At 66.1% G+C, this 20,968-nt stretch carries 21 protein-coding genes; 6 read left to right on the top strand and 15 right to left on the bottom strand.

Going from position 1 to position 20,968, the window contains the following annotated elements; translation table 11 throughout:
* Positions 1 to 23: 23 nt before the first annotated feature.
* The gene (locus FHS94_RS01140; RefSeq protein ID WP_184053621.1) at positions 24 to 2,318 is read right to left on the bottom strand and encodes a CDC48 family AAA ATPase; all 2,295 of its coding nucleotides are present in this window, start codon (positions 2,316 to 2,318) and stop codon (positions 24 to 26) included.
* A 242-nt stretch (positions 2,319 to 2,560) separates the two neighbouring features.
* Between FHS94_RS01140 and FHS94_RS01135 the strand changes: the two genes are divergently transcribed.
* Positions 2,561 to 3,448 carry a LysR substrate-binding domain-containing protein gene (locus FHS94_RS01135; RefSeq protein ID WP_184053619.1) on the top strand — a complete coding sequence of 296 codons (888 nt, stop codon included), beginning with the start codon at positions 2,561 to 2,563 and terminating at the stop codon, positions 3,446 to 3,448.
* A gap of 43 nt (positions 3,449 to 3,491) precedes the next feature.
* Here FHS94_RS01135 and FHS94_RS01130 read toward each other — a convergent pair whose 3' ends face one another.
* Positions 3,492 to 3,950, bottom strand: a complete 459-nt coding sequence (locus FHS94_RS01130; RefSeq protein WP_184053617.1) for a peptidylprolyl isomerase — start codon at positions 3,948 to 3,950, stop codon at positions 3,492 to 3,494.
* 122 nt (positions 3,951 to 4,072) lie between these two features.
* Here FHS94_RS01130 and mgtE point away from each other — a divergent pair, with 122 nt between their 5' ends.
* Both mgtE and FHS94_RS01120 read left to right on the top strand, forming a co-directional pair.
* The gene (gene mgtE / locus FHS94_RS01125) at positions 4,073 to 5,494 is read left to right on the top strand and encodes a magnesium transporter (RefSeq protein WP_184053612.1); all 1,422 of its coding nucleotides are present in this window, start codon (positions 4,073 to 4,075) and stop codon (positions 5,492 to 5,494) included.
* A 21-nt stretch (positions 5,495 to 5,515) separates the two neighbouring features.
* On the top strand, positions 5,516 to 5,938 hold the full coding sequence (locus FHS94_RS01120; protein WP_184053609.1) for a DUF1489 family protein: 423 nt from the start codon (positions 5,516 to 5,518) through the stop codon (positions 5,936 to 5,938).
* A gap of 7 nt (positions 5,939 to 5,945) precedes the next feature.
* Here FHS94_RS01120 and FHS94_RS01115 read toward each other — a convergent pair whose 3' ends face one another.
* The 4 genes from FHS94_RS01115 to FHS94_RS01100 form a co-directional block, all read right to left on the bottom strand.
* Complete coding sequence (locus tag FHS94_RS01115; protein WP_184053606.1) at positions 5,946 to 6,707, bottom strand: molybdopterin-binding protein; 762 nt, start codon at positions 6,705 to 6,707, stop codon at positions 5,946 to 5,948.
* A complete protein-coding gene (locus FHS94_RS01110; RefSeq protein WP_184053603.1) occupies positions 6,704 to 7,495 on the bottom strand; it encodes a cytochrome b/b6 domain-containing protein in 792 nt (263 codons plus the stop codon). The genes FHS94_RS01115 and FHS94_RS01110 overlap by 4 nt, the downstream gene beginning before the upstream one ends.
* 52 nt (positions 7,496 to 7,547) lie before the next feature.
* Entirely contained in the window at positions 7,548 to 8,549 is a 1,002-nt protein-coding gene (locus tag FHS94_RS01105; protein WP_184053599.1) for a cell wall hydrolase, read from the bottom strand.
* A gap of 72 nt (positions 8,550 to 8,621) precedes the next feature.
* Positions 8,622 to 9,479, bottom strand: coding sequence for an oxygenase MpaB family protein (locus tag FHS94_RS01100; RefSeq protein ID WP_184053597.1), 858 nt, complete (start codon positions 9,477 to 9,479; stop codon positions 8,622 to 8,624).
* Positions 9,480 to 9,529: 50 nt separating this feature from the next.
* Between FHS94_RS01100 and FHS94_RS01095 the strand changes: the two genes are divergently transcribed.
* Positions 9,530 to 10,276: a class I SAM-dependent methyltransferase gene (locus tag FHS94_RS01095; protein WP_184053594.1), complete on the top strand. Its 747-nt coding sequence runs from the start codon at positions 9,530 to 9,532 to the stop codon at positions 10,274 to 10,276.
* Between the two features lie 16 nt (positions 10,277 to 10,292).
* Here the strand turns inward: FHS94_RS01095 and FHS94_RS01090 are convergent, their stop codons facing one another.
* From FHS94_RS01090 to FHS94_RS01060, 7 genes are all read right to left on the bottom strand, one after another.
* Complete coding sequence (locus tag FHS94_RS01090) at positions 10,293 to 11,330, bottom strand: sensor histidine kinase (protein ID WP_184053590.1); 1,038 nt, start codon at positions 11,328 to 11,330, stop codon at positions 10,293 to 10,295.
* 10 nt (positions 11,331 to 11,340) lie between these two features.
* Complete coding sequence (locus FHS94_RS01085) at positions 11,341 to 11,790, bottom strand: response regulator (protein ID WP_184053587.1); 450 nt, start codon at positions 11,788 to 11,790, stop codon at positions 11,341 to 11,343.
* On the bottom strand, positions 11,787 to 13,301 hold the full coding sequence (locus FHS94_RS01080) for a sensor histidine kinase (protein WP_184053584.1): 1,515 nt from the start codon (positions 13,299 to 13,301) through the stop codon (positions 11,787 to 11,789). Before FHS94_RS01080 ends, FHS94_RS01085 begins: the two co-directional genes overlap by 4 nt.
* 60 nt (positions 13,302 to 13,361) lie before the next feature.
* Positions 13,362 to 14,126, bottom strand: coding sequence for an exonuclease domain-containing protein (locus FHS94_RS01075; protein ID WP_184053581.1), 765 nt, complete (start codon positions 14,124 to 14,126; stop codon positions 13,362 to 13,364).
* A gap of 93 nt (positions 14,127 to 14,219) precedes the next feature.
* Entirely contained in the window at positions 14,220 to 15,593 is a 1,374-nt protein-coding gene (gene pgmG / locus FHS94_RS01070; RefSeq protein WP_184053578.1) for a phosphoglucomutase/phosphomannomutase PgmG, read from the bottom strand.
* 80 nt (positions 15,594 to 15,673) lie between these two features.
* A complete protein-coding gene (locus FHS94_RS01065; protein ID WP_184053575.1) occupies positions 15,674 to 15,943 on the bottom strand; it encodes a DnaJ domain-containing protein in 270 nt (89 codons plus the stop codon).
* Positions 15,940 to 16,749 carry a division plane positioning ATPase MipZ gene (locus FHS94_RS01060; RefSeq protein ID WP_184053571.1) on the bottom strand — a complete coding sequence of 270 codons (810 nt, stop codon included), beginning with the start codon at positions 16,747 to 16,749 and terminating at the stop codon, positions 15,940 to 15,942. The genes FHS94_RS01065 and FHS94_RS01060 overlap by 4 nt, the downstream gene beginning before the upstream one ends.
* Positions 16,750 to 16,824: 75 nt before the next feature.
* Between FHS94_RS01060 and panC the strand changes: the two genes are divergently transcribed.
* A complete protein-coding gene (panC, locus tag FHS94_RS01055; RefSeq protein ID WP_184053568.1) occupies positions 16,825 to 17,667 on the top strand; it encodes a pantoate--beta-alanine ligase in 843 nt (280 codons plus the stop codon).
* A gap of 62 nt (positions 17,668 to 17,729) precedes the next feature.
* Positions 17,730 to 18,026, top strand: a complete 297-nt coding sequence (locus FHS94_RS01050; protein WP_184053565.1) for a sel1 repeat family protein — start codon at positions 17,730 to 17,732, stop codon at positions 18,024 to 18,026.
* 5 nt (positions 18,027 to 18,031) lie between these two features.
* Here the strand turns inward: FHS94_RS01050 and FHS94_RS01045 are convergent, their stop codons facing one another.
* Together FHS94_RS01045 and topA are read right to left on the bottom strand one after the other, a co-directional pair.
* Positions 18,032 to 18,235 carry a hypothetical protein gene (locus tag FHS94_RS01045; protein WP_184053562.1) on the bottom strand — a complete coding sequence of 68 codons (204 nt, stop codon included), beginning with the start codon at positions 18,233 to 18,235 and terminating at the stop codon, positions 18,032 to 18,034.
* A gap of 64 nt (positions 18,236 to 18,299) precedes the next feature.
* Positions 18,300 to 20,942, bottom strand: coding sequence for a type I DNA topoisomerase (topA, locus tag FHS94_RS01040; RefSeq protein ID WP_184053559.1), 2,643 nt, complete (start codon positions 20,940 to 20,942; stop codon positions 18,300 to 18,302).
* Positions 20,943 to 20,968 lie beyond the last annotated feature (26 nt).

Below are 20,968 nucleotides of genomic sequence, written 5' to 3'. Positions count from 1 at the left end.
AGGTACGACGGGGACGCCTCGGGTCAGTCAGCGCCCTTTGGCCCGCGCGGGGTCAACTGGCCTGGGCTGATGAAGCCGATCGACTGCATGGACGCGGCATCCTGCTTCAACCGCGAGGCGATCTGCTCATAGTCCTTTTCCATGTCCGCCGTGACGCTGGCGCGTGATTCGGTCAGCGCTTCGGTGAAATCGTCCATATAGACTTCCCGTGCGCCCAGAGATCGCCGTAGCGCGATCAGGCCGGCGCGGCGCACGACGTCGGACAGGTCAGCGCCGGTGAAACGGTCGGTCCGCTCCGCCACCTGGTCGAGATCGACATCGCGGGCCAGCGGCATCTTCTCGGTTTGGATGTCCAGGATGCGGCGGCGGCCCGCCTTGTCCGGCACGCCGACATAGATCAGCTCATCGAAACGCCCTGGCCGCAACAGGGCCGGGTCGACCAAATTGGGCCGGTTGGTGGCGCCAATGACGACCACCGACTGCAATTCCTCCAACCCGTCCATCTCTGCAAGGATCGTGTTGACCACCCTCTCGGTCACTTGTGGCTCGCCCAGGCCGCCGCCACGCGCGGGCACCAGGCTATCGAGCTCATCGATGAAGATGACGGTCGGCGCGACCTGGCGGGCGCGGGCGAACAGCCGGCTGATCTGTTGTTCCGACTCGCCATACCATTTCGACAGCAGGTCGGACGACTTGGTCGCGATGAAATTGGCTTTCGCCTCACGCGCAACGGCTTTGGCGAGGAGCGTCTTGCCGGTGCCGGGAGGGCCATATAGCAGAAAGCCCTTGGCGGGCCGGATGCCCAGGCGGCGGAACGCGTCTGGGTCCTTCAGCGGCAGTTCGACGCCTTCCTTCAAGCGCATCTGCGCCTTGTCGAGCCCGCCGACATCCTCCCAACGGACGCGCGGCGCTTCAACCATCACTTCGCGCATCGCGGATGGCTGAACGCGCTTCAACGCTTCCAGGAAATCGTCGCGCGTGACCGACAGCGTGTCGAGCACCTCTGGCGGAACGGTACGCTCCTCCAGGTTCAGCTGCGGCATGATGCGGCGCACCGCCTCGATCGCCGCCTCGCGGGTCAGCGCCGCGAGGTCGGCGCCGACAAAGCCATAGGTGGTGCGCGACAACTCGGCGAGGTCAACCCCGTCGGCAAGCGGCATACCGCGGGTGTGAATGCCCAGGATCTCGCGCCGGCCGCGTTCGTCGGGAACGCCGACCACGATCTCACGATCGAAACGGCCCGGACGCCGCAATGCCTCGTCGATCGCCTCGGGACGATTGGTGGCGGCGATCACCACCAGATTGGCGCGGGCTTCCAGGCCGTCCATCAGCGTCAGCAGCTGCGCAACCAGGCGCTTCTCCGCCTCACCTTGCACATTGCCCCGCTTGGGCGCGATCGAGTCGATTTCGTCGATGAAGACGATGGAGGGCGCGGCCTTTGCCGCCGCCTCGAACACCTCGCGCAGCCGGCCCTCCGACTCGCCATAGGCAGAACCCATGATCTCGGGGCCGTTGATCAGGAAGAATTGCGCGTCCGACTCATTCGCGACCGCGCGGGCAAGCCGGGTCTTGCCGGTGCCGGGAGGGCCATAAAGCAGCACGCCCTTGGGCGGATCGACGCCCAGGCGCTGGAACAGCTCCGGATAGCGCAGCGGCAGCTCGACCATCTCGCGCAGTTGGTCGATCGTCGCCGCCATGCCGCCGATATCATCATATGTTACGTCGGCCCGACGCGCCGCTTCCGGCTCCTCGTATTCAGGCCGAAGCTCGATCTCGGTGTCCTCGTCGATATGGACCACCCCCTTGGGGCTGGCACTCACCACCGCGAGGCGGATCTCCTGCAACGCATAGGCCGGCGCATTCATGTAGCGCTGAATGGAGGCGGGCATCTGGCCGACGCGCTGGTGCCCGGCAGTGGCGACGATGTCGCCAGCGACCAGCGGCCGATTGTAGAAAGTGCGCTTCAGCGCCGCGCTGGACCCTTGCAGGCGCAGGTTCTGCTGTGCGGGCGCGAACACGACACGCGTGGCCGGCTTCGATTCTGCCGCACGTACTTCCACGAAGTCGCCCGAGCCGACGCCCGCATTGGCGCGCTGAAGGCCGTCGAGGCGCATCACGTCGAGCCCCTCGTCCTCTGCATAAGGGTAGACGGCGCGGGCAGGGGTGGACCGCTTGCCGACGATCTCCACTACATCGCCCTCGCCCACACCCAGGGCGGCCATCATGCTGCGCGGCATATGCGCGAGGCCCCGCCCGGAATCCTCGGCGCGGCTGTTCGCCACCTGGATGCGGCGCGTCGGCGCCTCTGTTTCGGCCATTCTTTTTTCCTTCTCGCGGGGCAATCGCAAGCGCGCGAGATAGGATGCCGGTTCCGCCGGCGCGAGGCGGGACAGAACACAAAAAAAGGGCCGGCGCGAAGGCCAGCCCGTTAAAGTTTTTAGGAGAGGATGCCTGAAAGGCGTGAACTGTTTGCGCTAACAGCTTTCATGTTGCAATTGCGAAAAGAGTTGACGCGATTGCACTTTCTGCAATGGTGGCGGGGTCGGAAGAGGGATCAGCGATGCGACGGCTGCCGCCGCTGGGCGCCATCGAAGCTTTTGTTCAGGTTGCGCGGCTGGGGTCGATAAAGGCCGCAGCGGAGGAACTCGCGTTGTCCGCGCCCGCGCTCAGCCGCCGCGTTCAGTCGCTGGAGCGCTTTATCGATCGTCCGCTGTTCGCTCGCCGGCACCAGGCCATGGTACTGAACGCTGACGGCGAGCAACTGCTGCGAGAGATCGCACCCGTGCTCGACAGCCTGTCCGATGCCCTTGAATCGCTTCACAGCGGAACCGAGGTGCTGCGGCTGCGCCTGGGCGTACTGCCCTTGTATGCGTCGCAACGTCTCTTTCCGCGCGTCGGAGAGTTGCGGGCGACGCACCCGCAATTACACCTGGACATCGACACCGCGGGCCACGGCATGTCGCGGCTGGGCGATGGTTTGGATGCAGTGATCGCACTGGCGCGCGAGGTTGATCCCGCCCTGTATGCACGGCGGCTCGACACCAACCGGATCGCGGTGATCGGCGCTCGTTCGCTGCTGGAAGGGCCCCGACCGATCACCAGCCCGACGCAGCTGAGCGGCCTTACCGCTCTGATCCACCGCGACATGCCCGATACCATCACCGCATGGACTGCGGCGGCGGGGCTGGGGGCGATCAAACCACTCGCCATGGACTTCTTTGATGCGGGCGGTTTGATGCTGGAGGCCGCGGCACAGGGGCTGGGCGTCGCGTTCATGCACGAAAGCCACCTTAGCCACGCGCATGATCCGCGGCTGGTAAGGCTGTTCCCTGAAATCGAGGTCGACAGCCCCTATGGTCACTATTTCGTGTGCCGGCCACGGGCGCTTGCGACGCGGCCGGTTCGCCTGTTCCACGACTGGGTCGTGAAGGTGCTGGGCGAGGGGTAGTCGCTCCCTCTCCCCGCTCGGGAGGAGAGGGAGGAAGTCAGCCTTACTCGGCGCGCATGCGCACGATCTTGGCCGGATTGCGCGGCGGCTCACCCTTGGGCAGCGCGTCGATCAGCTCCATGCCGTCGGTGACCTCACCCCATACCGTGTACTGGCGGTCGAGGAAGGTCGCGTCGTCGAACACGATGAAGAACTGGCTATTGGCCGAGTTGGGGTCGCTGGTGCGCGCCATCGAGCATACGCCACGGACGTGCGGCTCGGCGGAGAACTCCTGATTCAGATTGGGCTTGGTCGAGCCGCCGGTGCCATCGCCGCGGCCGCCGTCGCCACCCTGCGCCATGAAGCCCGGGATCACGCGGTGGAACGGCACGCCGTCGTAGAAACCCTCATTCGCCAGCTCGCCGATGCGCTGGACGTGGTTGGGGGCAAGATCGGGACGCAGGCGGATGGTGACGTCGCCGTCGTCCAGCGTCATGGTCAGCGTTTGGAAGGTGTCGGCCATCGGGTCACTCCTGAACTAATCGGGAGCGCAGATAGGGGCACCCCGCGCGGCTGGCAACGCGGCTGGCAAATAGCGGCGGCGCGCGGTAGGGCCCGTCGCGACGCAGCACGGGAGGAGGCGGCATGAGCGAGACCGAACTTCCCGAGGCGCGGGCCGACGCCGAGGTGGAAACCGAAAGCCAGCTCGATCGCGACGACCGGTTGCGGCCGGAGTTCGTTCAGGCCGTGCTGGACGCAGTCGAAGCGGGCGATACCGAAACCGCGCGAGCCCTAGTGGAGCCGCTCCACCCGGCCGACGTCGCCGACCTGTTCGAACTGACCCCGCACGAAGAGCGGGCCGCGCTCGCCCATGCCGTCGCCGACCTGCTCGACGCCGACGTGTTCGCGGAGATGAACGACTATGTCCGCGAGGACCTGCTTGACGCGCTGGAGCCGCACGAGGTCGCGGACATCGCCTCAGAGCTCGACACGGACGATGCGGTCGCGATCATCGAGGACCTCGACGCGGCGGAGCAGCGCGAAGTCCTTCGCGCGCTCGACCCCGACGACCGCGCCGCCATCGAGGAAGCGCTATCCTATCCGGAGGAGTCCGCCGGGCGATTGATGCAGCGCGAGCTGATCGCGGTGCCCGAGCATTGGACGGTGGGCGACGCGATCGATTATTTGCGCGGCCATGAAGAGCTGACGACCGACTTCTGGGAAATCTTTGTGGTCGATCGGCGGCACCATCCGGTCGGCACCTGCGCGCTGTCGTGGATCCTGCGCACCCCGCGCGAGATCGCGATGGCGGACGTCATGAAGCGCGAACAAACGCTGATCCCGGTCGACATGGACCAGGAGGAGGTGGCTCTTCGCTTCCAGAAATATGCGCTGATCTCCGCCGCAGTGGTCGACGACAGCGGCCGGTTGGTCGGCATGATCACCGTCGACGACATCGTCCATATCATCCAGCAGGAGGCCGGCGAAGACGTCCTGCGCCTGTCTGGCGCGGGCGAAGGCGACATCAACGAGCCGATCCGTTTCACCGTCCGCACCCGGCTGACCTGGCTGTTGATCAACCTGCCAACCGCGATGCTGGCGGCATTCGTGATCAGCTTTTTCGACGGCGAAATCGCCGCCTTTGCCTTGCTCGCGTCCTTGATGGGGGTGGTGTCCGGAATGGGCGGCAATGCGGGGACGCAGACGCTGGCCGTGGTGGTGCGCGCGATTGCGACCAATCAGCTGACCAGTTCAAACACGTCCCGGATGATCGTCCGCGAGTTCAGGATTGCTGCCACCAACGGCGTTACGCTGGGCCTGCTGATCGGCATCGGCAGCCTGATCATATGGCACCGCGCCGATCTTGCGGTCGTGTTCGGGCTGGCGATCCTGTTCAACAATCTGGTCGCCGGGCTGGCGGGGGTGCTGGTTCCGGTAACGCTGGATCGGTTTGACATCGATCCTGCGGTATCGTCGTCGGTGTTCGTGACGATGTTTACCGACAGCATGGGTTTCCTGAGCTTTCTGGGGCTGGCTGCCCTGTTCGGCGTGCACGGGACGGGTTGAACCGCCGCGGTCACGCGCCACATGGCCTTTGTGCCGCTTCACCTGACCAAAGTCGCGTTCGCCTGCCCCAGTGTCGATCACCTCGCCGAGCGGTTGCGCGCGCGGGCTGAGGAAGGGGCGCTGGTGGTGACTACGCGCTATCTGCCCAAGCGACACACGGAAGTGGCCGGACCGGACGGGTCGGGGTCGCTATACTGGATCCTGAAGCACCAGCTGGTCGCGCGCTCCCCGATCACCGGCTTTGGTGAGGCGGAGGGAGGCCGGGTCGCGATACACCTCGATCCAGGGTTGGTGCTGGTTCAGGCACGACCCAAGCGCGCGCACCAGGGCTGGCGCTATCTGGAGCACCCCGACGCGCCAGCGGACCTGGGCGGCGAGTCGGGCGGGCTAGGGGCAATGCCGCCCGCACTGGTCGGCAGGCTGGCGGAGCTGGCGCTGATCTGACCCGCGATCAGATGCCGGCGTACCATTCATAATCGCCGACATCTTCCCAGAAGCCACCCTTGCCGCCGTAGATGCCGTCGAGGGAGGCGACCGCCTGGATGCGGCGCACATATTTGGCGTGCTTGTAGCCGAGTTGTCGCTCGACACGCAGGCGGAGCGGCGCGCCGTTAGCTACGGGCAAAGGTTGGTCGTTCAGTGCCCAGGCGAGAATAGTCTGGGGATGTGCGGCGTCGACCCGATCGATCGACTCATAATAGGGAAAGCCGGTCGCCTGAGGGTCGGCGCAGTGGAATACCACAAAGCGAGCCTCCGGCCTGATTCCAGCACGTTGCAGGACGAGGCGAAGCGGCACGCCCGTCCACTTGGCGATCGCGCTCCACCCCTCGACACAGTCGTGCCGGGTGATCTGGCTCCGCGCGGGCAGGGTACGCAGTTCGGCAAGGCTGATAGCCTGCGGGCGGGCGACCAGTCCGTCGACGACCAACTGCCAGTCGGTAAAGCTTGCAGCCATGTGGCGGGCATAGTCGTCGCCGCCCGGCACCCGCGTTCCGTTGGATCGAAAGATCGGCGATCGTTGCGATGGGGCGAACTCCTGCGCCAGGGCCGTGCGGTCCTGGAGCAATCGCTGGAGCGCGTAATTGCCCCGCTCTCCGGTGTCGAGCAGCGCACGGAATTGCGGGTTCCGCCCCAGCCGATCACAGCCTGACAGCAGCCCACCGGCCCCGACCGCCAGGCCGCCGACCAGCGCGCGACGCGTCACAAGGCTCATGATCGCACCTTCTCGGCCAACTCGGGGCTGGCGCGCTCTTCCCGGTCGGGGTCCGGCGGCACCCGGAACCAGCCGGTCAGCATCGAGCGCACCTCGTTGATGGGGCCGGCGAGCACCACCAGGATCAGGTGAACGGCGATGAACAGCGCCATCAGGGCAGCGCAGATGAAGTGGATAGACCGGGCCGAGGCACGGCCGCCGATCAGGTCGATCGGCCAGTGCATCACCGCGTTAAAGCCGGGGGACAGGCCTAGCCCGGTCATGATCAACGTCGGCATCACCACGAACACGACGCCGACATAGGTGATCTTTTGCAGGACGTTGTAGCTCAACGCTTCCTGCCCGGTCGGGAATTTGAGGCGAGCGTGATCCTTAATGTCCTGCCACAGATGCGCAGGCGCCAGTTCCCGCCGCGACAGGGACAAGTCGCGCTTGATATGCCGGTTGATCAAACTGACCACGAGGTGGATGAACAGTCCCCAGGCGAACACCCAGGCAAAGAACAGGTGCCACTGCCGCGCCAGCGCGAGGTTGTAGGTGGACGGGATCGTCGCCCACCCCGGAAAGCGGGGCAGGTTGAGCCAGGGGTGGTCGAAGTTCGCGCCAAACGCACCCCAATACAGGCGCGGGTGTGCGTTGGAGATCATGAGCCCGCTCATCAACAGGATGAACACCGCCAGCGCGCTGACCCAATGCCAGATCCGCGTCGGCAGGCGGTGGCGATACACCCATTGCCCACCATGCACCGCGCGGGGCGTGTCGTGCTCTGGCGGGGTGCGCGCGTCCATGCCTTGATGTAAGGCAAATCAGCCATGATTGCCACGCCGCGAGGCTATCGGATCAGATCGTCTCGTCGGACCCGGCCGGAGCATCCTCGCCCGCATGGGGATCGACGCCGCGGTGCACACGAACGCCCGCCACCGACATCAGGCGTGGTGCGGCATGGCGCATCGATGCGGGCCGCGGGGTGAGCGTCGGCGTTACTCCATTGGCTACGGCCGGTATCGCCGCAGCGGCCGCAGCCATCTCGCTGCCGCGATGCACGGTGACCAGGTCGGACGGTTGGTCGCCGACGTGGATGGCAACACCCGCAACCGTGGTCACAGTGCCGCTGTTGCTGCCTGGCACGGCCACCGGCTCACCACCCGCATATTCCTGGCGAAAGGTCAGCGCGCGCTCCATCGCATCACGCCAGCGATAGAAGATGTGGCTGCCGACGGAGCCGACCCGGGCGAGGCTGGAGGCCCACCAGGGCATGACATAGTTGGCATGGTAATAAGTCGCGGCGCCAACCGGTGCGTACACCTCGCCCGCCAGCGCTGCGCCTGCGACGATCTTGGCGCGGCCCCACGACATCCAGTCGCGCGGGCGCAGCATCGACCCATCGCAGGTGAAGCTGAACTGGCAACCGGTGCTGCGTGTCGAGCCCTGGTACACCACGCCGCACACCGTTTTCGGAAAGGCACGGTCGCGGACGCGATTGAGCACCACCTGTGCCACCGCGCGCTGCCCGTCGGTCGCCTCCGATCGTGCTTCGTAATAGACCGCAGCCGTCAGGCATTCGAGCGCCCGATCTGCGTCATCGGGAGCGCTGAAGCTCGCGCGAAAGGGCGGCGCGCCAACGGCTGCGCCCGCCACAGGGCCCGCGACGGGCCCGCGCGACAGGTCGTCCGGCACCTCCAGGGCAAGCCGGCTGAGCAACACGCGCTCGTCCCGGATCGGACGCGCGGGCGCCACGGTCGCCAGTGCTGGCGTTGTCGCGGCGGATCGAGGCGGGTCGGCGGGCGTGCAGGAAGTCGCACAAACCAGCGCCGGTATCCCGAGAAGGATGGGCTTTCGCATGTAGGTCCGGCGCGGTTGCTGTCCCGCCCGCTCTACCTCGACAGGGTCAACAGATGATTAAGGTCGCGCCGGTCAGGACGCTGCCGCCTGCTTCGCCGCCCCGTTGGTCAGCGCCCAGCGCAGCACTTGGCCGACCCCTGCCATCCCTGCGCTGACCGCCGGTCGCGCGCCCGCCGGCCGTTCCAGTCGATGCAATCGCGCCGCCCAGGACGGAAGCAACGAAATGCCGCCTTCCATCAACAGCGCCTGCATCGGGGCGAGCGCAAGGCTGCGCGGCTGTTGCAACAGCAAGGCGCGCTGCACGGTGCGGGTGCGCTCGTCAAATCGCAATTGAGGGCGCACCGCCAAGAAATAAGCGTCGAGCGCTGCAGGATTGGTCGGCACCTCTCGCGCGCCAAGTCGATAAGCAATCTCCGCCATCTCGGTCAGGTAGCGGGTCGCATCCGCGTCGCTCATCCCGGGCTCGCGATAACGACGGTGCGCGGCAAGAAAGCTCCACACCTCCGCCGCGTGAACCCAGGTCAGCAAGTCGGGGTCATTTGCTGAATAGGGCGTGCCATCGGGCAAGGTGCCGGTGACATGGTCGTGGACCCGCCGGACCCGCTCCACCAGGCGTTCGGCAGTCAAGGTCGAGCCATAGGTTGTGCCCGACAGGAACTGCGCAGTACGCCGCAACCGCCCGTGCATGTCCCGGCGGAAGTTGGAATGGTCCCACACGCCGGCGAGCGCTGCCGGATGCAGCATCTGGATCAGCAACGACGCGATCCCGCCTGCCATCATCGCGGTGAAGTCGCCATGCACGCGCCACGTCACCGATCCCGGCCCGAACAGCCCCGGATCGCCCGGCGGTCGCGACAGGTCTACGGCCCCGTCGCCGAACCCAACCAGCCTGTGTACCTGTTCCTGGATCGTCGAACGGATGTCGCCCATTGGCCCGATATGGTGTATCGATCGTGCGACACCACAGGGAGGCGGATAAGATGCGCAAACCGGTTCTGGCGCTTGTTCTGGGGCTGTGCGCTGCGGCCGCCACTGCACAGGTCGCGACCGCTCCCTTGGCAAAGGCTCCCGCCGTCTCCGCTTCGATCACGGCCGCGCTCGCCGATCCAGCCCGTGCGGACCAGGCCGTTGACGATGCACGGCGTCAGGCGGCGGCGGTGATCGCCTTTGCCGGCGTGAAGCCCGGCGACACGGTTGTCGATTATCTGCCGGGGCAGGGTTATTGGACGCGGATCTTCTCGCCCCTGGTGGGCCCGCGCGGGCGGGTCTTCGCGCTATGGCCCTCGATCGCCGCGAAATATGCGGAACGCACGTTGCCGTCGCTTCAGTCCCGTGCCCTCGCCAACGTCACGGCAGAGGTGCAGCCAACCCCGTTCCCGTCAGTGCCGGCCCCGGTTGACCTGTTCTGGACGGTGCAGAACTACCACGACATCCCGCCAGCCGGGATCGCGCGGTTCAACGCCGCTGTGTTCCAGGCGCTGAAGCCCGGCGGGACCTATCTTATCGTCGACCACGCCGACGCGCGCGGCGCGCTGCCCTCCGCGGCGGGAGGCAAACACCGGATCGACCCGGCCGTGGTGAAAAGCCAGGTGCTCGCCGCCGGCTTTCGCTTTGTCGGCCAGTCGACCGTGCTGGCCAACCCGGCGGACGATCACAGCAAGGCGGTATTCGACCCGGCGATCCGGGGCCGTACCGACCAGTTCGTGTTCAAGTTTCGACGACCCTGATGGGGCCTGCGACGGGTCAGGCGATGGCGGCGCGCAACACGGCGCGGCAGCCCTGATGGCTTGAGTCGTACTCCACCGCGGATTGCAGGCTTTGGGCCATGGCGCGGATCAGTTTGGTGCCAAGCCCGGTACCCTTGGGCGTATCACCCTTTGCAATGCCGCACCCGTCGTCCTCGACTGCAAGGCGAAAGTCGTCAGTGCCGTCACGGGTGAGCGCCACGCGCACCTCGCCACGGCCGTCGGGATAGGCATACTTCAGGGCGTTGGTGACGAGTTCGGTCACGATCACGCCGAGCGACACCGCCTTGTCGGTCGCGAGACGGATCGGATCGGCGGCGAGCACCAACTGGCGTGGGCCCGCTTCGTCACCCCACGCTTCGGCAAGCTCGTCCACCAGCGACGCAAGATATTCGCGCATGTCGACCTGCTCGACGTCGTTGCTGGTATAAAGGCGCCGGTGAACCTTCGCGATGGCGTCGATGCGCCGCTGCGTATCGTCGAGTGCGGCACGGGCCCCCTCATCGCTCAGCGCCCCGGCCTGAAGCTGCACCATCGCGGTAACGAGTTGGAGGGAGTTGGCGACGCGGTGATTCACCTCACCCAGCAACGCAGCAAGGCGGGCATTGCTGGCGCGCAGTTCCTCCTCGGTTTCCGCCTTGGCCCGCTCCAGGGCGGCGCGGGCGCGCACTGCCTCGAATGCGGCGGCAAGCAGGTCGAAAAAGTCTTCACCGACATTCTTGACGACGTAATCGGCGGCGCCGGCTTTCAGCGCAGCAACCGCGATGCGCCCTTCGTCGGAGCCGGTGACGTAGACCACCGGTGGCACGTCGGTCAGCGCCTGCAACCGGGCCAGCGTTTCCAGGCCATCGAGCCCCGGCATGTAGTGATCCACCGCGATCACGTCGAACTGTTCGGCCGTGGCGAGCGCCACGCCCTCCTCGCCCCGCTCGGCGCAGGTCACCTGATAGCCGCGACGTTCGAGTGCACGCGTCGCCAGCCGACGGATGCCGGGGTCGTCATCGATGAACAGGATACGTGCGCCCGGGTCGGTCATGGCGCGCAGCCTATTCGGCTGGTTCGATGTCGGGAACCTGAATTACCGTCAGAAAAAGCCCGAGCTGGCGAATGGCCTGGGCGAAGCTGTCATAGTCCACTGGCTTGGTGATGTAGACGTTGCAGCCAAGATCATAGCAGCGCTGGATCTCGACCTTGTCGTCGGTGGTGGTCAGCACCACCACGGGCGCGCGCCGCAACGGGCTGCCTTCCGCCTTGATCCGGGCAAGAATGTCCGTTCCGCTCATGTCGGGCAGGTTGAGGTCGAGCAGGATCAGCGCCGGGCCATTCTTGGCGGGGCCGTCGGGTGCTTCGAACAGGAAATCGAGCGCGCTGGTACCATCGGTGAAGTGCCGCACATCGTTCAGGATGCCGGCGCGCCGGATGTTCTTTTCGATCAGGCGGGCATGACCTTCGTCATCCTCGATCATGACGATGCCGACTGGTTGGTGCTGGTTCATGCTGCGGCGTTTTCCTGCGGGATTTGATAGGTGGCGGGAAGGTTGAGGCGGAATGTAGCGCCTTCGCCCAGGCGGGACGCAACATCGATGGTTCCGCCCAATCGATAGGCGAGCGCACGGACGTGCGCCAGACCGATGCCCTCTCCCGGCTGGTCCTGCGTACCCGATCGGCGGAACAGATCAAAGATGCGTTGGTGATCGCGCGGATCGATGCCGCGACCATTGTCTGCGACCGCGATGATCACCCTGTCACGGGCGCGGGTCGCGCTGATGCGGATCTGTCCGGGACGACCGGGCTGGAGGTATTTGGTCGCGTTCTCGATCAGGTTGGACAGGATTTGCTCCACCGCGAGCCGGTCGCTGACAAGATCCGGCATCGGCCGCTCAACCGTCACGGTTGCACCACGGTCGTCGATGACGTGGCGGATCGCGGCAACGGCATTGTCGGCAATGGCGGCGAGGTCAATCGGCTCGGGCGCGATCACGCGGCGCCCTTCGCGCGACAAGCGCAGGATCGCGTTGATCAGGCGGTCCATCTTCTGCGTCGAAGTGCGAATGAAACCGATCGCCTCGGGCAGGTCCTCACGCGCGGCGAGCTTCATCTCCTGCGTCAGCAGTTCGGGCGCCTTTTCCTCCACCACATCGATCAGGTCCGTCAGCGGCTTCGCGGCCGTGCTGAGCTCGGCCGTGAAGCCCATGACGTTGACGAGCGGCGATCGCAGGTCGTGGCTGACGATGTAGGCGAAGCGCTGGATCTCGTCGTTCGCACGGCTGAGGTCGGAGGTGCGCTCCGTAACCTGATCCTCGAGCGTTTCGTTGAGCTGACGCAGGCTGTCGCGCGATGAGGCCAGATCGCGGGTATAGCGCAGGATGGTCAGCAGGCTCGTGATCGCGACTACCAGCAAGATTCCGGCCGCGACAGCGAGGATGACGTAGAAAGCGCGCACGCTGGCCGCCTGCTCGGCATCGCGTTCGGCGAGCAGGCGCCGCTCCTCGGCCAGCATGTCCGACGCCTGGTCGCGGATCACGCGCATGCGGCGAATGCTGGTTTCGTTGGCAAAGGCGATCAACGCGGCTGCACGCTGACCATTGTCCATGATCGCCGTCACGCGCGCACGCTGCGCCTCCAACGCCGCCACGTGCTGGCGCAGGCGGCCGATCGCCGCACGCTGCACGGGGTTGTCGGCGGTCAGTTCGGCTATACGATCGAGCGCGCCCGGTAACGCGGCGGCATAGTCGTCATAGGCCTCTCGATATACGGGAAGGCCGGTCAACAGGTACCCGCGGCGGCTGGTTTCTTCCTGTTCGATCAAGAGGCTTGCGCGATTGATCGCGATTTCGACCTGGTAGGTGTGGTTGACCCAGCCACTGTGGTACTGGATTTTCTGGGTCACCCAACCGGCGGCAAGCCCGGTCGCAAGCAGGCAGGCAAAGCCTGCCACCATGAAGCCGACCAGGACGCGGCTGAATTTTCCTCTGCCGGATGCGAGCCGGCCGGCAATCCCTAGCATGGTGGCGCGCTTACGCGGGGTGCCGACGCTTGGCCAGTGCTGTTGTCACATCGCCAGCGCCTACAGCAGCAGCTCCTGCGCGCTCGGTCGGCCGACATGGCCGCCGCCCCGGCGCCGGGCGATTTCCGTTTCGGCCGTATAGCGCACGTCCGGATCACGATCGGTAAGGAAGCTCGCCAGGCTGTCGTCGCTGATCTCGCGCCAGTCCTTGCCGCGATCAGGGCCGGTGTTGCGCACGCGGGGCAGCAGTCCGGGCAGGCGCGACCATTCCAGCAACTGCGCCAGGCTCGCCTCGTTCAACTGGTCGCGCAGGTGAAAGGCAGTCACATAGGCGTCCGGAAACGCCCGATGCGCGGGCAAGCCGCGCTCATGCACAATTCCCTGCGGGCGTCGCCAATAGCGCAAAACCTGGTTCGAAAAGGCGGGGCTGTCAGGCCACAGCCGGAGCGCGCTTTTCCAGGTGCAGATCCATTCCGCGCCGCCGGTCAGATTGGGCGAACAGAATTGCTGCTCGAAATCGGCGCGGTGAGCGGCAAGCGCGAGGCGCCGTGGATAGGGATCGAGCACCCGGCGCGCGACATCCTGCCACCATGGCGCGTCGGCGACCTGTTCATCCAGGATGTGGTGCACCGCCTGCGTGATCGGCGGGATCGGGCGGCCAGGATTGACGAACAATTGTCCGCCTTCCCCTTCCAGCTCCCATCGGCCGTCGGCCCCGAGCGCGACGTCCTGCCAGCCAATCTCCACCACGCCATGTGCGGGTGGTGCGCTGCCGGTAGTTTCTAGGTCAACGACACGGATGATCTGCGGTTTGGGCGGCGGCATCGCCCCCAATTGGGGGCGACGGCGCGAGAACGCAAACCGCTGATCGGGCAAATCGGGCTGCCGTGACGGGCCCGAGCCGCTTTCCGGCGCAGATTAATCGCGCGGTCGCTTGATCCCGCTGAGTTCAAGCTGGCGGTCAATCGTTTGGACCAGCTGCGCCGCCGCCGCCTCGTCTCGGCCTTCGGCGCGGGCGGTGAGCATGTCCTGCGTATTGGATGCCCGCAGCAGCCACCAGCCATGCTCCGTGGTCACGCGCACGCCATCAAGCCGGCTGATGGTCGCGCCCTCCGCTTCCAGCCGCTCGGCAACCTCGTCCACCACGGTGCCCATCCGCGCGCGCGGCACGGCAAAGCGCATCTCGGGCGTGGTCACCAGGGTTGGCATCGCGTCCTTGAGCGCGGTCAACGACCCGCCCGCGCGATGCACGGCGCTGATCAACCGCACCGCTGCGTACTGGGCGTCGTCGAAGCCGTAATAATCCGCGCCAAAGAAGATATGGCCGGACAGCTCACCTGCGATCGGGGCGGACAGTTCGTGCATCCGCGTCTTGATGATGGAATGCCCCGTCTTGGCCATCACCGGCTTGCCGCCCAGTTCAGCGATACGGTCGAACAGGTACTGGGTCGACTTCACGTCGCCGATGATGGGAGCGCCCGGGTGTTCTTCGAGAACAGGTTGCGCCAGAATGGACAGGATCTCGTCGCCCCATAGCGCGCGACCGCGCCCGTCCACTGCGCCGATCCGGTCGCCATCGCCGTCGAAAGCCAGTCCGAAATCGAGCTTCTTGTCCAGGACGAGCCGGGCAAGGTCGGCCAGGTTCTCCGCCGTGGTGGGGTCGGGATGATGGTTGGGAAATTCACCGTCTACTTGGGTGAACAGCAGGTGGTGCTCACCCGGCAGGAGCTTGGTCAGCTTCTCCACGATCGGGCCGGCCGCACCATTGCCCGTGTCCCAGCCGATCCGAAAGCGCCCGCCCTCATGCCCGCGCAGCAACCGCTGGACATAGGTGTCGGCGATATCGGCGTGGCTCACCTCGCCGACGCCATGGTCCCAATCACCGACCGCGGCCTCCGCCGCCAGGTCGCGAATGTCCTGGCCGAAAAAGGACCGGCCCTGAAATGTCATCTTGAAGCCGTTATACTCAGCGGGATTATGGCTTGCGGTTACCTGAATGCCGCCATCCACCTGTAGGGTTGCGGCGGCAAAGTAGAGCATCGGGGTGGGTCCGAGCCCGATCCGCACCACGTCGCAGCCTGACGCCGACAGCCCCTCCACCAATGCCGCTTCCAGTGCTGGCGACGTCAACCGCCCGTCGCGACCGACCGCCACTGCCCGTCCGCCTGCCCGGCGTACCCGGGTGCCGAACGTGCGGCCAAGTGCGCGCGCGTCCGCTTCCCCCAGCTGCTCCCCCGCGATCCCGCGCACATCATATTCGCGCAGGACGGAGGGGTGGAAGCAGTGGGTCATCGTATATTGTTTCCCTGACGAAACGGTTGTGAACGGCGCCAAACGCTAGATCGCGGGAAAGGATGCCCGTGAGGAGGGGCCTAGCCCAGCCGCTCGAGCAGCAGGTCGCGCGCGGCATTGACGCGGCGGGTCAGCTCAGCGGAGCCGCCCCGGTCGGGATGGACCTGCGCCACCAGCCTGCGATGCGCGGCACGAACGGCGTCGGCGTTCGCGTCGCGGGAGATGCCGAGCACCTGCCGCGCTTCCACCTCGTCAGCGATGGCCGGGCGCACCAATGTCTTCTTTGCGCGGCGTTTGCCAAGCAGCTGCCACGCCGCCCAGATTACCAGCAGGACAAAAAGCCACTTCACGCCGTGGCAGCGACCAACGACGGTGCCGCGGTCGGGTCGGGCAGTTGCAGTGCCGCCATCATCTCCCGCAATTCCTGCCGCGCGGCGACATGGGCGAGGCCCATCGATCCGAAATCCTTGGAATCGATCATCGTCAGGCCCGCCGGGAACAGTTCGCGATAGATGACACGCTCGCCAAGCCCCGGAATCAGGCGAAAGCCGACCCGCTTGGCAAGCTGGCCGAGAGCATCCGACACGCGTCGCATGTTGCGCGCTTCGATGTGCTGCAGGCGGTTGCGCAGCACCACCCAGTCAATGGATGTGCCGTCGGCACGCGCACGCGTCTTGCGGGCGTCCCAGATCAGCTCGGAGTAGAAGGACGGCCGCGTGACCTTGTAGGTTTCGGGATCGACCTGACCGATCAAGTCGAAATCAACGAAACTGTCGTTCATCGGGGTGACCAGGGTGTCGGCCAGCATCGCCGCGGTGCGGGCAAAGGGATCGTCACGGCCCGGGGTATCGACGACCAGGTAGTCCGCATCGGCGGACAGGCGGCTCCAGCTTTCCTCGAACGCTTCCTCGGTCTGTTCGACATGGGTGGCGTGAACCGGCATCGGCAGCGACGTACCGGTGCGCTTGATCGTCTCCGCCCGGTTGTCGAGGTAGCGCCCGACGGTGCGCTGGCGCTGGTCAAGGTCGAACACGGCCACCCGCGCGCCCCTGGCGGCCAGCGCCACCGCGACGTGAACTGCCGTGGTCGACTTGCCCGTTCCGCCCTTTTCGTTGGCGAAAACAATGACGTGTGGTTTGTCCGCCCCGCTTTGCACGTGCGCTTCCTTGTTGATCCCCGTAAGCCCCCTCCATAGAAGCCCCGGCCTGGGGATTTAAGGGATTTCTTTGCCGTGCAGACCATTCGCCGCCTGGCCGAGTTGAGGGAGGCCGTTGCGCGCTTCCGGGCCGAGGGAGCTTCGGTTGCGCTGGTGCCGACCATGGGCGCGCTTCACGCGGGGCACATGGCACTGATCGAGGCGGCACGCCGGCCGGGGCAGCGCGTCGTTGCGTCCATCTTCGTCAATCCACGTCAGTTTGGCGCGAACGAGGATCTGTCGCGCTATCCCCGCCGCGAAGGGGCCGATGCGCGCATGTTGGCGGAGGCGGGCTGCGACCTGCTCTGGGCGCCCGAAGTCGAGGAGATGTACCCGGACGGTTTTGCGACCACGGTGAGCGTGAGCGGGGTTAGCGAGGGGTTGGACGGGGCGGCACGCCCTGGTCACTTCGACGGGGTCGCGACGGTGGTCGCCAAGCTGTTCGGCCAGGTGCGGCCCGACCAGGCGTTTTTCGGGGAAAAGGATTTCCAGCAACTCGCCGTGGTGCGGCGCATGGTGGTCGACCTCGACCTCGGGATCGAGGTGGTCGGCGTGCCGACCCAGCGTGACGACGACGGGCTCGCCCTGTCTTCACGCAACATCTATCTTGATGAAGGTGAGCGGGCGCGGGCAGTAGCCCTGCCACGCGCGCTGGGCGAAGCGGCACGCGCCATTGAACGTGGCAACGATCCGCAGGTCGCCCTTGCCGAAGCCCGTACGGCACTGATCGCGGCCGGGTTCGACGTCGATTACCTGGCGCTGGCCGATGCCGAAACGCTCTCGCTCGACCCGGACAGCAGTCGGCCGCGCCGGCTGTTGGCGGCGGCACGGATCGGGTCAACGCGGCTGATCGATAACTTGGCTATCGGACAGGGTTAATGCCTTAACCATTTGGTAGAGGCTCCGCGTCCATGAAGGCTCCATGGTTAATGGGGCACGACATGGGCAATTCAGTTTCTTCCGCACAGTTCCTGATTGATAGTCGCCTGCGCGACGCGGCGCGCGGCAATCCGCATGCGTTGTTCGACCTGGGCGTCTGCTACCAGACCGGTACGTCGGGCTGCGCGGTTGACCTGATCGAAGCGCATAAATGGTTCAACCTCGCCATGGTGGCCGGGGTCTCTCAGGCGCAGGACGCCCGTACCGAGGTCGCCGAAGACATGACGGCACGGGAAATCTCAACGGCACAGGCCGCAGCACGCGCCTGGTTGGCCAGCACGCGCGCTCGCGCGGCCTAGTCCGGTCAGGCGAGGGCGAGCGGCTCCATCGCCGCGACCAGCGCCTCTGCACCACCGCCAACGATAACGCCGCCGTGGCGCGTGCGCCGTCGAGTCGGCCTTTGCGCACCAGCCGCCACAAGCCAAGCCAAGCCAAGCCACACCGCCTCCGCTTCCGCGACCAGCACCCGCGCAAGGACGGCTGACGGCCAGGCCCTCGCTCGACCCATGGTCCAGCAGATCCATCACCCTGCCGGCTGGGTCGGCTAGCCGCTCCCGCTCGGTCCTGGCTCTTCAAATCTTCTTCTTGGCGCGCGGTGCAGCTGCCTTTTTAGGTTTAGCAAGCGCGGCTTCCGTCTCTGCGCCAGCTGCCGAGGCAGCTTTCGGCGCCGTCTTCTTGGCCCCTGCCTTGGGCGCCGCCTTCTTGGCGGGTGCCTTGCGACCCTTTTTAGGCGGAGCCGCTGCCGCCCGGGCATCGATCAGCTGGGCCGCTTCTTCCAGCGTCAGCTGCTCGGGCGTAAGCGATTTCGGCAGCGTGGCGTTGGTCTCACCGTCGGTGACATAGGCCCCATAGCGGCCTTCCATCACCCGAAGCTCAACCTCGGTGCGCGGATGCTTGCCAAGCTCGCGCAAGGGTGCGCGGGCAGCCCCTCGCTGGGGTCTTCCGCCACCGGCGGCCGCGTCGGCCAGCTTGGCGACCGCGGCATTCATGCCGGTCTCGAACACCTCGGCGGTGGAGGTCAGCCGCGCATATTTCCCCGAATGGGCAAGGTAGGGGCCATATCGACCAATTGAAGCGGTGATCGGCTCACCCGTCTCGGGATGTGCCCCGATCGTTCGCGGCAATGACAACAGCTTCAGCGCCCATTCCAGGTCAAGGTCGACATCCTTGGGGATCGAGGCGCGCTTTGCGTCCTTGCCCTCTCCCAGCTGGATATAAGGGCCAAAGCGCCCCGCCTTCCGCTCGACCGGCAACCCCGTTTCCGGATCCTGGCCGAGCTGCTCGGGACCCGTGTCCTCGCCCTCTGCGCCCGACTGCGCGAAGCGGCGGGTGTATTTGCATTCGGGGTAATTGGAGCAGGCGATAAACGCGCCAAAGCGGCCGCCCCGCAGCGCGAGCTTGCCGGCGCCGCAGTTGGGGCACAGGCGCGGGTCGCCTCCGTCCGCACGCTCAGGGAACAGGTAGGGCGCCAGGAACTGGTCGAGCTCTGCCGTGATCGCGGAGGGCTGTTGCTCCATGACTTCAGCCGTGCGCGGCTTGAAGTCGCGCCAGAAGGCGTCGAGCACCGCTTGCCATTCGGCACGGCCGCCCGACACGTCGTCCAGTTCCTCTTCCAGCTCGGCGGTATAGTCGAAGCCGACATATTTCTCGAAGAAGCGTTCCAGAAACGCCGTCACCAGCCGCCCGCTCTCCTCGGCGTGGAAGCGGTTCTTCTCGACCCGCACATAGTCGCGGTCCTTCAGCGTCTTGATGATCGACGCGTAGGTGGACGGGCGCCCGATGCCGAGCTCCTCCATCCGCTTGACCAGCGATGCTTCGGAGAAGCGGGGCGGGGGCTGGGTGAAGTGCTGTTCGGCCGCGACGCTTTTCTTGGCGGGGGCGTCACCTTCGCGAAGCCGCGGCAGCCGGCGCGATTCGTCGTCCGCGCCCGCGTCGGCCTGCTGCCCGGAGCGGCCAACCGCCGGATCGTCGGTGCCTTCTTCGTACAGGGCGAGGTAACCGGGGAAGAGTACGACCTGGCCTGTTGCGCGCAGGATGTGGCGGCCGGTGCCGTCCGCCATCTCCACCGTGGTTCGCTCCATCCGTGCCGACGCCATCTGGCTGGCGAGCGCACGCTTCCAGACCAGGTCGTACAGACGCGCATGGTCGCCCGAACCAACGCGATCGCGGCCGAAATCGGTAGGACGGATCGCTTCGTGCGCTTCCTGCGCGTTCTTGGCCTTGGTCTGGTACTGGCGCGGGCTGTCGGGGACGTAACTTGCGTCGTACCGATCGGCCACCGCCTTGCGCGCGGCACTGATCGCCGACCCGTCCATCTGGACGCCGTCGGTCCGCATGTAGGTGATCGCGCCATCCTCGTAGAGGCCTTGGGCGATTCGCATCGTATGGTCGGCGGAGAAGCCGAGCTTGCGTGCCGCCTCCTGCTGCAAGGTGGAGGTGGTGAAAGGCGGCGGCGGGTTGCGAGTCGCAGGCCGGGTCTCGACCGACTGGACGGAGAAGCGCCCCGCTTCCACGTCCGCCTGTGCGCGGTTTGCATCGTCGCCATTGCCGATGGACAGCCGGTCGAGCTTCTTGCCCTCCCATTGCACCAGCCGCGCGGTGAAGGGGGTGCCGTCATGCTCCATATTGGCCGTGACCGACCAATATTCCTGTGCCTTGAACGCCTCGATCTCGCGCTCGCGGCCGACGATCAGGCGCAGCGCTACCGACTGGACTCGGCCGGCCGACTTGGCGCCCGGCAGCTTTCGCCACAGCACTGGCGACAGGGTGAAGCCGACAAGATAGTCGAGCGCGCGCCGGGCGCGGTAGGCGTCGATCAGGTCGGTATCGAGCGCCCGCGGGCGCTTCATCGCTTCCGTCACCGCCTGTTTGGTAATCGCGTTGAAGGTGACCCGCTGAACGTCCTTCGGCAGCGCCTTGCGCCCACGCAGCACCTCCTGGACGTGCCAGGAGATCGCTTCCCCCTCACGATCAGGGTCGGTGGCGAGGATCAGGCGATCGGCGGTCTTGCTGAGGTCCGCAATGGCCTTGAGCTGCTTGCTCTTGTCCGCATAGGGCTCCCAATCCATCGCAAAGTTCTCGTCCGGCCTGACCGAACCATCCTTTGCCGGCAGGTCGCGGATGTGCCCGTACGAGGCGAGGACCCGAAAGTCGGAGCCGAGATATTTCTCAATGGTCTTCGCCTTTGCGGGCGACTCAACAATGACGAGTTGCATGGGAGTGGGGCCGGGTCCTTACGTGT

Origin of the sequence: Sphingomonas aerophila, assembly GCF_014199305.1 — a bacterium.
In the GTDB taxonomy this organism is placed as follows: domain Bacteria; phylum Pseudomonadota; class Alphaproteobacteria; order Sphingomonadales; family Sphingomonadaceae; genus Sphingomonas; species Sphingomonas aerophila.
Note: the sequence above shows the minus strand (reverse complement) of the source record. Positions and strands in the feature narration are given on the sequence as shown.

Coding starts and splice junctions, on each gene's coding strand:
- FHS94_RS01140 (WP_184053621.1), bottom strand. CDS start 2,318: ATGGCCGAAACAGAGGCGCCGACGCGCCGCATCCAGGTGGCGAACAGC.
- FHS94_RS01135 (WP_184053619.1), top strand. CDS start 2,561: ATGCGACGGCTGCCGCCGCTGGGCGCCATCGAAGCTTTTGTTCAGGTT.
- FHS94_RS01130 (WP_184053617.1), bottom strand. CDS start 3,950: ATGGCCGACACCTTCCAAACGCTGACCATGACGCTGGACGACGGCGAC.
- mgtE (WP_184053612.1), top strand. CDS start 4,073: ATGAGCGAGACCGAACTTCCCGAGGCGCGGGCCGACGCCGAGGTGGAA.
- FHS94_RS01120 (WP_184053609.1), top strand. CDS start 5,516: ATGGCCTTTGTGCCGCTTCACCTGACCAAAGTCGCGTTCGCCTGCCCC.
- FHS94_RS01115 (WP_184053606.1), bottom strand. CDS start 6,707: ATGAGCCTTGTGACGCGTCGCGCGCTGGTCGGCGGCCTGGCGGTCGGG.
- FHS94_RS01110 (WP_184053603.1), bottom strand. CDS start 7,495: ATGGACGCGCGCACCCCGCCAGAGCACGACACGCCCCGCGCGGTGCAT.
- FHS94_RS01105 (WP_184053599.1), bottom strand. CDS start 8,549: ATGCGAAAGCCCATCCTTCTCGGGATACCGGCGCTGGTTTGTGCGACT.
- FHS94_RS01100 (WP_184053597.1), bottom strand. CDS start 9,479: ATGGGCGACATCCGTTCGACGATCCAGGAACAGGTACACAGGCTGGTT.
- FHS94_RS01095 (WP_184053594.1), top strand. CDS start 9,530: ATGCGCAAACCGGTTCTGGCGCTTGTTCTGGGGCTGTGCGCTGCGGCC.
- FHS94_RS01090 (WP_184053590.1), bottom strand. CDS start 11,330: ATGACCGACCCGGGCGCACGTATCCTGTTCATCGATGACGACCCCGGC.
- FHS94_RS01085 (WP_184053587.1), bottom strand. CDS start 11,790: ATGAACCAGCACCAACCAGTCGGCATCGTCATGATCGAGGATGACGAA.
- FHS94_RS01080 (WP_184053584.1), bottom strand. CDS start 13,301: ATGCTAGGGATTGCCGGCCGGCTCGCATCCGGCAGAGGAAAATTCAGC.
- FHS94_RS01075 (WP_184053581.1), bottom strand. CDS start 14,126: ATGCCGCCGCCCAAACCGCAGATCATCCGTGTCGTTGACCTAGAAACT.
- pgmG (WP_184053578.1), bottom strand. CDS start 15,593: ATGACCCACTGCTTCCACCCCTCCGTCCTGCGCGAATATGATGTGCGC.
- FHS94_RS01050 (WP_184053565.1), top strand. CDS start 17,730: ATGGGCAATTCAGTTTCTTCCGCACAGTTCCTGATTGATAGTCGCCTG.
- FHS94_RS01045 (WP_184053562.1), bottom strand. CDS start 18,235: ATGGGTCGAGCGAGGGCCTGGCCGTCAGCCGTCCTTGCGCGGGTGCTG.
- topA (WP_184053559.1), bottom strand. CDS start 20,942: ATGCAACTCGTCATTGTTGAGTCGCCCGCAAAGGCGAAGACCATTGAG.